The 11800-nt window shown below is 54.9% G+C and carries 10 protein-coding genes; 3 read left to right on the top strand and 7 right to left on the bottom strand.

The window, feature by feature from the left end:
* Positions 1-129: 129 nt before the first annotated feature.
* The 4 genes from hemG to pepQ are packed head-to-tail and all read right to left on the bottom strand — an operon-like array spanning position 130 to position 4122.
* Positions 130-672 carry a menaquinone-dependent protoporphyrinogen IX dehydrogenase gene (hemG, locus tag ACFX4U_RS22380; RefSeq protein WP_313508236.1) on the bottom strand — a complete coding sequence of 181 codons (543 nt, stop codon included), beginning with the start codon at positions 670-672 and terminating at the stop codon, positions 130-132.
* An 11-nt stretch (positions 673-683) separates the two neighbouring features.
* Positions 684-2135, bottom strand: a complete 1452-nt coding sequence (gene trkH, locus ACFX4U_RS22375; protein WP_200553469.1) for a Trk system potassium transporter TrkH — start codon at positions 2133-2135, stop codon at positions 684-686.
* A gap of 41 nt (positions 2136-2176) precedes the next feature.
* The gene (locus ACFX4U_RS22370) at positions 2177-2791 is read right to left on the bottom strand and encodes an IMPACT family protein (protein WP_313508237.1); all 615 of its coding nucleotides are present in this window, start codon (positions 2789-2791) and stop codon (positions 2177-2179) included.
* Positions 2791-4122, bottom strand: coding sequence for a Xaa-Pro dipeptidase (gene pepQ, locus ACFX4U_RS22365; protein WP_313508238.1), 1332 nt, complete (start codon positions 4120-4122; stop codon positions 2791-2793). Before pepQ ends, ACFX4U_RS22370 begins: the two co-directional genes overlap by 1 nt.
* A 189-nt stretch (positions 4123-4311) precedes the next feature.
* Here pepQ and fadB point away from each other — a divergent pair, with 189 nt between their 5' ends.
* Both fadB and fadA read left to right on the top strand, forming a co-directional pair.
* Positions 4312-6501 carry a fatty acid oxidation complex subunit alpha FadB gene (fadB, locus tag ACFX4U_RS22360; RefSeq protein WP_313508239.1) on the top strand — a complete coding sequence of 730 codons (2190 nt, stop codon included), beginning with the start codon at positions 4312-4314 and terminating at the stop codon, positions 6499-6501.
* A gap of 9 nt (positions 6502-6510) precedes the next feature.
* Positions 6511-7674, top strand: coding sequence for an acetyl-CoA C-acyltransferase FadA (gene fadA, locus ACFX4U_RS22355; RefSeq protein ID WP_313508240.1), 1164 nt, complete (start codon positions 6511-6513; stop codon positions 7672-7674).
* Positions 7675-8140: 466 nt separating this feature from the next.
* Here the strand turns inward: fadA and fre are convergent, their stop codons facing one another.
* The gene (gene fre, locus ACFX4U_RS22350; protein WP_313508241.1) at positions 8141-8842 is read right to left on the bottom strand and encodes an NAD(P)H-flavin reductase; all 702 of its coding nucleotides are present in this window, start codon (positions 8840-8842) and stop codon (positions 8141-8143) included.
* A complete protein-coding gene (gene ubiD, locus ACFX4U_RS22345) occupies positions 8839-10347 on the bottom strand; it encodes a 4-hydroxy-3-polyprenylbenzoate decarboxylase (RefSeq protein ID WP_200553538.1) in 1509 nt (502 codons plus the stop codon). The genes fre and ubiD overlap by 4 nt, the downstream gene beginning before the upstream one ends.
* 170 nt (positions 10348-10517) lie before the next feature.
* Between ubiD and rfaH the strand changes: the two genes are divergently transcribed.
* Positions 10518-11006 (top strand): transcription/translation regulatory transformer protein RfaH, encoded by a 489-nt coding sequence (gene rfaH / locus ACFX4U_RS22340; protein WP_017459761.1) that lies wholly within the window; start codon positions 10518-10520, stop codon positions 11004-11006.
* 8 nt (positions 11007-11014) lie between these two features.
* Here the strand turns inward: rfaH and tatD are convergent, their stop codons facing one another.
* The gene (tatD, locus tag ACFX4U_RS22335; RefSeq protein WP_313508242.1) at positions 11015-11797 is read right to left on the bottom strand and encodes a 3'-5' ssDNA/RNA exonuclease TatD; all 783 of its coding nucleotides are present in this window, start codon (positions 11795-11797) and stop codon (positions 11015-11017) included.
* Between the last annotated feature and the right edge of the window lie 3 nt (positions 11798-11800).

The raw sequence follows: 11800 nt of genomic DNA, 5'->3' as shown, positions 1-11800 counted from the left end.
CACCTGACAGGCCGGTGTGTTTGCCGTTGTGCCGTGTCAGTGGAGGCGCATTATAGGGAGTTAATTCCCGCTGACAAGTATAAATTTAAAAAAAGTTTTCGTTCGCTTAATTTTCAGTCGCAACGGCCGCTAATCGGTCGATTTGCATTTTAATTGAGCGATTTCGCGGGCAAAACTCGCTACATGCTGCCAGTCGGTATAGACAACTTCCTTCGTGGGATCCGTTTCGCCGCCGGTCATCTTCATAATCAGTTGAATCATCAAGCGGTCATACCAACGATAATGTGGATAACGCAGCGCACCGGCAAACACTGCACACTGATCTGGCTGCCACGGTGAAGAGAGTAAAAATTTGCGCGTATAGCTATTAGTTTGCGGAGAGCTTTTCTCCGGCTTACGCGCAACAAGGTTAACGGAGTAGAACGCGCTCGGTAGCGCATTCAACTGCTGCAGGTGCTTTTTCACAAAGCTCGCCAGCGCCGGGTGGAAATGGCCGTAACGGATAGACGCACCAATCACCACGCGTTCATAGTTATCCCATTCAATATCTGGCGTACGGTTCAGGTTCACCACATCAGCATAAACACCAAGCTCTTTCAGCTCGGACGCCAGGTAAGAGGCGATTTCCCGCGTTTGCCCATCCCGGGTCGAAAATAGAATCAATGTTTTCACGTCACGCTCCCTTATTCACGCCAGAAAGTTGGGGTAAACAGTACCAACAATGTGAAGACTTCAAGGCGACCAAACAGCATATTCGCGATGAGGATCCACTTCGCCACCGGGTTCATACTCGCGAAGTTATCAGCAACTACGCCCAGCCCTGGTCCCAGGTTATTCAGCGTGGCGACAACCGAAGCAAAGGCAGAAAAGTCATCAACACCCGTAGCGATAATCGCCAGCATGCTGACAATAAACACCAGCGCATAAGCAGAGAAAAACCCCCACACCGCTTCAAGAATACGCTCCGGCAAGGCGCGATTCCCAAGCTTAATGCTGTAAACCGCGTTCGGGTGCACCAGACGTTTCAGCTCGCGGTTACCCTGTTTAAACAGCAGCAATATGCGGATCACTTTCAAACCACCCCCGGTAGAACCCGCACAGCCACCAATAAACGCCGAACACAGTAGCAGCACCGGCAAGAACAGCGGCCAACGCGCAATACTGTCAGTGGTAAACCCGGCAGTGGTTGCCATCGACACCACCTGGAAGAAAGCCTGGTTCACCGTCGTCACCGCAGAGCTGTAAACATCGTGGAACCACAGCACCACGGTGCAGATCACCACCAGCGTCAGTTGCACGCCAATAAACATTCTGAATTCAGGATCGCGCCAGTAAACTTTCAAGCTGCGCCCGCTCAGTAAAGAGAAGTGCAGGCCGTAGTTACAGCCGGAGATCAATAAGAAGATGGCAATGATGGTGTTGATGGTTGGGCTATTGAAGTAACCCACGCTGGCATCGTGTGTCGAGAAGCCGCCAATGGCGATGGTCGCGAAGCTATGGCCGATAGCGTCAAAAGCGGGCATTCCGGCAAACCACAGCGCCAGCGCGCACGCTACGGTCAGCAACACATAAATAAGCCATAGCGTTTTCGCCGTTTCGGCAATACGCGGGCGCATTTTGTTATCTTTCAGCGGTCCTGGCATCTCCGCACGGTAAAGCTGCATCCCCCCCACGCCCAGAATCGGCAGTATCGCGACCGCCAGGACAATGATCCCCATCCCACCAAACCATTGCAGCATCTGGCGGTAGAAGAGGATGGCATGCGGCAACGAATCCAACCCTACCAGCGTGGTCGCCCCGGTTGTCGTCAGGCCAGAGAAGGATTCAAAAAAGGCGTCAGTCACCGTCAGGTTCGGGCTTTCCGAGAAAATAAACGGCAGCGCGCCCACACTCCCCAGCACGGTCCAGAACAGCACGACGATCAAAAAGCCTTCGCGGGATTTCAGTTCCTTTTTCTCCCGACGGTTCGGCCACCACAACATGGAGCCAATCACCAGCGCAGCGAAAAAGGTCTGGGTAAATGCACGACCCGCACCATCGCGGTAAATAAGGGCTACCAGTCCGGGTAAGATCATCGTTCCGGAAAAGAGGATAACCAGCAGTCCAACGATTCGGGTTATGGCGCGAAATTGCATCTCTGCCGCTTCCTTAGGTGTTCAGAAAATCAGGTGGGGGATTATTCTTCAGTTTTTAACAATTGCAATGCGCCACGACTAAAATCAGCAAGCCTTGCTGAAAATGCGTCCAGTCTGCTGTGAGGAAGCGCCACTCGCAGATGCACGGAAGCCTGATACTCGCTTGCGACAATTTTCCCCTCAAATTGCCCAAGCAGCGTTTCAACTCCGGCGAGCTGTGCGTAATCGCACCACAAAGTATATTCGGTTAATGGCGTTTTGCGGACGGTGGTTAACAGGCTTAACGCCTGTTGCACACCGCCACCATAAGCTTTCACCAGCCCACCGGTTCCCAGCAGCACGCCGCCATAATATCGCACCACGACGGCGGTAATTTCGCCGATACCGCTGCCCATTAACTGCGAGAGTATCGGTTTACCCGCCGTGCCCGCCGGTTCGCCATCGTCAGAAAAGCCTAGCTGCTGCGAATCATCCGGCGCGCCAGCGACCCACGCTACACAGTGGTGACGCGCGTCCAGATGTTCCGCCCGAACGGCGTCGACAAACGCTTTTGCCGCGTCAACACCATCCGTGTGCGCCAGCAGCGTAATAAAGCGGCTCTTTTTGATCTCCTCGCTAAAGGTGACCGGTGCCGCCGGGATCAGCCAGCTCTCCATTACGCCAGCTTCTGGTCCCGCGTCATGTTTTCAATGTTGTTTTCGTGGATAACCACGTTATCTTCAATACGAATGCCGCCAAACGGTTTCAGCGCATCAATCTTCTGCCAGTTGAAGTGCTTGCTGAGCGGGCCATCACGCCACGGCGCTAACAGCGACTCAATAAAGTAGATACCCGGCTCGATGGTCAGCACCATGCGCGGTTCCATCACGCGTGTGCAGCGCAGATACGGGTATTTCGATGGCGCAGCCAGATGCGTACCGCTGTCATCTTGCATAAAACCAGCGACATCATGTACTTGCAAGCCAAGCGGGTGACCAATACCGTGCGGCATAAACGGCCCGGTAATATCCTCCTCAACCATGGCTTCTTCACTGATATCGGTGATGATTTGGTGGCGACGCAGCAACTTCGCGATACGCTGATGGAACTGCACATGGTACTCCACGTAATTGACACCCGCTTTCATGGTGGCAATCAGCGCCAGTTGTTCATCATTGACGTCTTTCACCAGTTGCGCGTAATCGGTATCGCTGTTCGCCGCCCAGGTACGGGTCAGATCAGCGGCATAGCCGTTGTACTCCGCGCCAGCATCTAACAAGAAACTGCGCATTTCCGCCGGTGCGCGGTGATCGAGTTTGGTGTAATGCAGCACAGCGGCGTGTTCGTTCAGAGCAACAATGTTGCCATAAGGCACGTCAGTATCGCGATGGCCGGTGGCGGTCAGATAGGCGAGGTTGATGTCGAACTCGCTCATGCCAGACTGGAACGCTTCATGCGCTGCGCGATGACCAATCACCGCCGTCTTCTGCGCTTCACGCATGCACGCCAGTTCATAATCGGTTTTATAGGCGCGGTAATAGTGCAGATAATCGATCACCCCTTTCGGGTTGATATTGCTTGCCGCGATATCAAGGCTCAACGCGCGTTCCGCAACCGGACCAATATAGGCAATGTTGCCACGCGCTGCTGGCAGTTGGCTGCCAATGCCGTCCGCTTTCGGTAGCGCAATAACGTCAATTTCTTCGGTCCAGAAACTGGTCGGCAGCGGTTCCACGTTGTGCCAGTAGTCCACCGGCAAATAGAACCACAGCTTCGGTTTATTCACACCATCAACCAGCAGCCAGCAGTTCGGCACCTGCGTGACCGGCACCCAGGCTTTAAATTGCGGGTTCACTTTAAACGGATAAGGGTGGTCATCAAGAAAGACGTTAAACAACTCGCCGGAGTGAATAAGTAACGCGTCGAGTTTAAACCGCGCCAGCACGTCACGCGTGCGTTCCTGCAAAGTAACAATATGATTTTTATAAAGTTCAGCCAGTGAGTCCATCGTTTTTCCTTCTGTTTCTTGTGACCTCAAGTTTTCGCATCTTAGCACACCTGCCCGCAACTGAGTGATTTCCGCCGAGCGTGATCGGCGCTGCATTTTTTTAATGAGTTATTTGCATTTTATTAACATAAAAACCACACTCCGCTTCATCTGGTACGACCAGATCACCGCTGGATTCAGGAGACTGACATGCTCTACAAAGGCAACAATCTGTACCTCGACTGGCAGGAAGACGGCATCGCCGAACTGGTGTTCGATGCGCCTGGCTCAGTTAACAAGCTTGATACCGCTACCGTCGCCAGCCTTGGCGAAGCGTTGGGCGTGCTGGAAAAGCAATCAGATTTAAAAGGGCTGCTGCTGCGCTCGGAAAAAGCGGCCTTTATTGTCGGTGCCGACATCACCGAATTCCTCTCCCTGTTCCTGGTCCCGGAAGAACAGTTGAGCCAATGGCTGCACTTTGCTAATAGCGTCTTTAACCGTCTGGAAGATCTGCCTGTCCCGACGATCTCCGCCGTGAATGGCTATGCCCTCGGTGGCGGCTGCGAATGTGTCCTGGCAACAGACTACCGCTTAGCCACACCGGATCTGCGCATTGGCCTGCCGGAAACCAAACTCGGCATCATGCCAGGCTTTGGCGGTTCGGTGCGCATGCCGCGTCTGTTGGGCGCCGATAGCGCACTGGAGATCATCGCCGCCGGGAAAGATGTCGGCGCGGAACAAGCACTGAAAATCGGCCTGGTCGATGGCATCGTCAAACCGGAGAAACTGCGTGATGGCGCGGTGGCGATTCTGCGTCAGGCGATCAATGGCGATCTCGACTGGAAAGCCAAACGCCAGCCGAAGCTGGAGCCTTTGAAGCTCAGTAAAATTGAAGCCGCCATGAGCTTTACCATCGCCAAAGGCATGGTGATGCAAACCGCCGGTAAACATTACCCGGCACCGATCACTGCGGTTAAAACCATTGAAGCCGCCGCCAGGTTTGGCCGAGAGGAAGCGCTGAAGCTGGAAAACCAGAGCTTTGTTCCACTCGCGCATACCAATGAAGCCCGCGCACTGGTCGGCATTTTCCTCAATGACCAGTATGTGAAAGGCAAGGCGAAAAAACTCACCAAAGATATTGAAACGCCAAAACATGCGGCTGTGCTGGGCGCTGGCATTATGGGCGGCGGTATCGCTTACCAGTCGGCCTGGAAAGGCGTGCCGGTATTAATGAAAGATATCAATGAGAAATCCCTTGCGCTTGGCATTAATGAAGCGGGCAAATTACTGAATAAACAGCTTGAACGCGGCAAGATCGATGGCCTGAAACTGGCGAACGTAATTGCGACTATTCAGCCAACGCTGGAATACGCTGGTTTTGAGCGTGTCGATGTGGTGGTTGAAGCAGTGGTAGAAAACCCGAAAGTGAAAAAAGCGGTGCTGGCGGAAACAGAAGACAAGGTTCGCCCGGATACCGTTTTGGCCTCGAACACCTCGACCATTCCGATCGGTGAACTGGCAAGTGTGCTGAAGCGGCCTGAAAATTTCTGCGGCATGCACTTCTTCAACCCGGTGCACCGTATGCCGCTGGTTGAGGTCATTCGCGGCGAGAAAACCTCTGACGACACTATCGCGAAAGTGGTGGCCTGGGCGAGCAAGATGGGCAAAACGCCGATTGTGGTCAACGACTGCCCTGGCTTCTTTGTTAACCGCGTGCTGTTCCCCTACTTTGCCGGTTTCAGCCAGTTGCTGCGCGACGGCGCGGATTTCCGCAAAGTCGACAAAGTGATGGAAAAACAGTTCGGCTGGCCGATGGGCCCGGCTTATCTGCTTGATGTCGTCGGCATTGACACCGCGCATCACGCGCAGGCAGTGATGGCAGCTGGATTCCCGCAGCGGATGCAAAAAGATTATCGCGATGCGATTGACGCGCTGTTCGACGCTAACCGCTTTGGACAGAAGAATGGCCTCGGTTTCTGGCGCTATAAAGAAGACAGCAAAGGCAAACCGAAGAAAGAAGAAGACAGCGCCGTGGACGGCATGCTGGCGGAAATCAGCAAAGGCAAAAACGACTTCAGCGACGACGAAATTATCGCCCGTATGATGATCCCAATGGTCAACGAAGTGGTGCGCTGCCTTGAGGAAGGCATCATCGCCAGCCCCGCAGAAGCGGATATGGCGCTGGTTTACGGCCTGGGCTTCCCTCCGTTCCACGGTGGTGCATTCCGCTGGCTGGATACCATCGGCAGCGCGAAATACCTCGATATGGCGCAGCATTATCAGCACCTTGGCCCACTGTATGAAGTGCCGGCTGGATTGCGTGAAAAAGCGCGTCACAACGAACCTTACTATCCTGCGGTTGAACCTGCGCGCCCGGTGGGCGATTTGAAAACGGCTTAAGGAGTCACAATGGAACACGTTGTCATTGTCGATGCGATTCGCACCCCGATGGGCCGTTCAAAAGGCGGCGCATTTCGCAATGTGCGGGCGGAAGATCTTTCCGCTCATCTGATGCGTAGCCTGCTGGCGCGTAACCCGGCGCTGGACGCAAGCGCTATCGACGACATTTACTGGGGTTGTGTACAGCAGACACTGGAGCAGGGCTTCAACATTGCCCGTAACGCCGCGCTGCTGGCTGAGATCCCACATTCCGTACCCGCCGTAACGGTTAACCGTCTGTGCGGCTCCTCAATGCAGGCGTTGCACGATGCCGCACGCATGATCATGACCGGCGATGCGCAGGTCTGTATGGTCGGCGGCGTGGAACATATGGGCCACGTACCGATGAGTCACGGCGTTGATTTTCATCCGGGCATGAGCCGTAACGTTGCGAAAGCGGCGGGAATGATGGGGCTGACTGCTGAAATGTTATCGCGCATGCACGGCATCAGCCGTGAAATGCAGGATGCCTTTGCCGCTCGCTCCCATGCTCGCGCCTGGGCCGCGACGCAATCCGGTGCGTTCAAAAATGAGTTAATCCCGACCGGTGGCCACGATGCAGATGGCGTACTCAAACAGTTTACCTATGACGAAGTGATCCGCCCGGAAACCACGGTCGAAGCACTGTCGACTCTGCGCCCGGCCTTTGATCCGGTAAGCGGCACCGTGACCGCTGGCACCTCTTCGGCGCTGTCAGACGGCGCATCAGCAATGCTGGTGATGAGCGAGAGCCGCGCCCGTGAGCTGGGTCTGAAGCCGCGCGCGCGCATTCGTTCGATGGCGGTTGTCGGCTGCGATCCGTCGATCATGGGCTATGGCCCGGTTCCGGCATCTCAACTGGCGCTGAAAAAAGCCGGATTGAACGCCAGCGATATCGACCTGTTTGAGATGAATGAAGCGTTTGCCGCACAGATCCTGCCGTGTATTAAAGATCTGGGGCTGATGGAGCAGATTGACGAGAAGATCAACCTCAACGGCGGCGCGATTGCGCTTGGTCACCCGCTGGGCTGCTCCGGAACACGTATCAGCACCACCTTGCTGAACCTGATGGAACGCAAAGACGCACAATTTGGTCTGGCGACCATGTGCATCGGGTTAGGTCAGGGGATCGCTACGGTGTTTGAACGCGTTTAGTGCTTCAAACGGGAAAAGTGCAGTCTCAATACCCTGAACGCCACAGTAAGGCAGCAACAGCGCGGATCCCCGGCGCGCAGCCGGGGTGAGCAAAAGCAGCCAGCAGTGCTGATGGCGATTAGGGCAAAGAGAAAAGGTCTGTCATGCCATTGGTGCCAGAGCAAGGCGGCAACTGAGTGAATACCCGGCAGCATAGTGGTATGTAACCGGGGTGAGCGAAAGTAGCCAGCACCGCGATGGCGTCAAGGGTAAAGAGAAGGTTTAGTTGCCGTTCTTCCCGCCTGTCAGGGGCGGGTTTTTTATTTCTGTTATCCGGCAGGCGACCACGGCATAGAGAATGAAGAAAAGGCGATATTAAAGCCGTTGGTGGCAGAGCAAAGCGGCAATAAATCAATCCCCGGCAGCATAGCGAACTATGTAACCGGGGAAAGCGAAGGCAGCCAACGCGGCAAAGGCGAAGACAGGTTTAGATAAACGCAAACGCATCGCCAAACAGGCGATCTTCACGCGCACTGCGCTCATTACAGAACAGATCGCGGGCGATTTTCGCCATCTCGAAACGACCCGCAATATAGATATCGTGCTCGGCCAGCGAACCGAAATCCTGCAACACCGCAGCCAGCACTGTGCCTGAGCGGCCGCGCCAGTCCGCTTCCGGTTGCTCAACGACGGGCACGACACGCAGATTCGGATGATCCACCGATAACGCTTCCAGCTCGCTTAAATCATAGAGATGTTTCTCTTCGCGACCGCCCCAGTAAATGGTGATTTCACGATTCGGGTTTTGCGCCAGCGACGTCAGCAAAATAGAGCGGACATACGAGAAGCCGGTACCACCGGCAATCAGCACCATCGGACGCTCTTCATCGTCGCGCAGCCAGGCATCGCCGTGCGGAATATCGATAACGATTTCGCGGTCTTTCAGAATGCGATCCATCACCGCCATGGCGTAGAGATTCAGCTCAGACGCGCCAATATGCAGTTCGATAAAATCATGCTGATCCGGCGTAGAAGCCATAGAGAACGGGCGCTTGTCTCGCTCATCCATCACCACCATCAGATACTGGCCCGCGCGGAACGAAAAAGCCGCCTCCGGCACTAAACGGACACGATATACGGTATCAGTGATGGCCTCTACCGAGGTCACTTTACAGCTTAAGGTTGTCATGCGCTCTCTCTGTCGGGTCTATTTTCGTCGTTCAGTATGGCCAGTTCATCCCAGATGGCGTCGATTCTTGCCGTAACCTCCGGGTCTTTCTTGATGGGGCGACCCCATTCGCGCTGGGTCTCACCCGGCCATTTATTGGTGGCATCCAGTCCCATTTTGGAGCCCAGACCGGAAACCGGCGAGGCAAAATCCAGATAATCAATCGGCGTGTTTTCCACCAGAACCGTATCCCTCGCAGGATCCATTCGGGTGGTAATCGCCCAAATAACGTCATTCCAGTCGCGGGCGTTCACATCGTCATCGCACACGATCACAAATTTGGTGTACATAAACTGACGCAGGAAAGACCAGACGCCCATCATTACGCGCTTGGCGTGACCGGGGTACTGTTTCTTCATGGTGACTACCGCCAGGCGATAGGAGCACCCTTCCGGCGGCAGGTAAAAATCAACGATTTCCGGGAACTGCTTTTGCAGGATCGGCACGAACACTTCGTTTAGCGCCACGCCCAGCACTGCCGGCTCATCTGGCGGGCGGCCAGTATAAGTGGAGTGGTAAATCGCATCTTCGCGCTGCGTAATATGGGTAACCGTAAACACCGGGAAATTATCAACTTCATTGTAATAACCGGTGTGATCGCCATACGGCCCTTCCGGCGCCATCTCACCCGGCTCAATATAGCCTTCCAGCACGATTTCTGCACTGGCAGGAACTTCAAGATCGCTTGATACGCACTTCACCACTTCGGTTTTTGTGCCGCGCAGTAACCCGGCGAAGGCATATTCAGACAGCGTATCCGGCACCGGCGTCACCGCGCCAAGGATGGTTGCCGGATCGGCACCCAGCGCCACCGCAACCGGGAAACGCTCGCCAGGATGCGCTGCCTGCCACTCCTGAAAATCGAGCGCTCCACCGCGATGAGAAAGCCAGCGCATGATTAATTTGTTTTTACCGATCAGCTGTTGGCGATAAATGCCCAGATTCTGCCGCTCTTTGTGCGGGCCACGCGTCACGGTCAGCCCCCAGGTGATCAGCGGCGCGGCGTCTTCCGGCCAACACTGCATAATCGGGATGTTGCGCAAATCAACATCATCCCCCTGCACCACTTTTTGCTGGCAAGGGGCACCGCGCAGACGCTTTGTCGGCATGTTCAGCACCTGCTTAAACTGCGGCAGTTTATCGAACAGATCGCGAAAACCTTTTGGCGGCTCCGGTTCTTTGAGAAACGCCAGCAGTTTGCCCACGTCGCGCAAAGCACTGACATCATCTTGCCCCATGCCCAGCGCTACGCGGCGCGGCGTGCCAAATAAATTGCACAACACCGGCATGGTGTAGCCTTTGGGATTTTCAAATAACAACGCCGGGCCACCCGCACGCAACGTGCGATCGGCTATTTCCGTCATTTCCAGATAAGGGTCAACCGGAAGAGTGATGCGTTTCAGCTCGCCCTGCTGCTCAAGCAGCGTCAGGAAGTCGCGTAGGTCGTTGTATTTCATGCGGTCTATTATCGCCTCCAGGTAAGGGGCTTATTATACGGTGTTCGCCCGGCGGTTGCTGTATTTTTGTTAAATCTGCGTGAATTACAACGACATCTTTAGGTGCAGGTTATAATCAACTTAGCCATCATGCCGCGGTTTTGATATTCTTGCGCCCGAACTTACGGAAAAGAGTCATTATGCGATCCTGGTATCTACTTTACTGCAAACGTGGCCAGCTCCAGCGCGCCCAGGAACACTTAGAACGCCAGGCGGTCAGCTGTCTGACGCCTATGATTGCACTGGAAAAAATGGTGCGCGGCAAACGCACAACAGTGAACGAACCTCTTTTCCCGAACTATTTGTTTGTGGAGTTCGATCCTGAAGTGATTCATACCACCACGATCAACGCCACGCGCGGCGTCAGCCATTTTGTCCGCTTTGGTATGCACCCGGCAACCGTTCCGCAATCCGTTATTCAGCAGCTTTCGCTCTACCAACCAGAAGGGATTACCGACCCTGACACGCCTTATCCAGGCGATGATGTGGTGATCACCGAGGGCGCACTCGAGGGGTTGCAGGCGATCTTTAAAGAACCGGACGGCGAAGCACGCTCCATGCTCTTGCTCCACCTGCTCAATAAGCAGGTACTGCAAAGCGTCAAGAACACCGATTTTCGCAAGGCGTGAGCGTCGCGTTAAAAATCCACGCCGAATAACCGCCGCACGTTCTGATCCGTTACCGAACTCAGCCACTGAGCATCTTCACCGCGAAGCTCAGCCACTGCGGCAAGAATATGCCCTAACAGAGCCGGTTCATTACGCCGCGACGCAGGCTTTGGTTTGAGATCGCGCGGCAGCAGGTACGGCGCATCGGTTTCAATCAATAGCCGCTCGGCGGGGATCAGCGGAACCACTTCACGTAATTCCAGCCCGCGACGTTCATCGCACACCCAGCCGGTAATGCCTAAGTAGATGCCGCGATCGAGACAATCTCGCGCTTCCTGCGCCGAACCGGTGAAACAGTGCAGTACCGCACCGGGCAACTTATCCAGCCACGGATCCAGCAGCGTCAGAAAGCGTTCATGCGCATCGCGGCAGTGCAGAAACACCGGCATGTTTAGCTCGGCGGCCAGCGACAGTTGCGCGTCGAAAGCGCACTCCTGCTCCTGCGGCGTCGAAAAATTACGGTTGAAATCCAGCCCGCATTCACCCAAGGCAACAACTTCCGCTGTAGCCGCCAGCGTGCGGATCGCCTCTGCGGTTTCATCCGTCCAGCCACTGCTATCATGCGGATGCACGCCAGCAGTGGACCAGCAATGACAATAACGTTGGGCGAGTTGCTGTGCCTGCTGGCTTTCATGCAGATTGGTTCCGGTAATGAGCATCCCCGTCACACCTGCCGCTTGCGCTCGCGCCACGGTGTCATCCTGGTCTTTTGCAAACTGGCTGCTGGTTAAATTCACACCGATATCAAACATGCT

It is taken from the genome of Kosakonia sp. YIM B13588, assembly GCF_042788165.1.
GTDB classification, from domain to species: domain Bacteria; phylum Pseudomonadota; class Gammaproteobacteria; order Enterobacterales; family Enterobacteriaceae; genus Kosakonia; species Kosakonia sacchari.
Note: the sequence above shows the minus strand (reverse complement) of the source record. Positions and strands in the feature narration are given on the sequence as shown.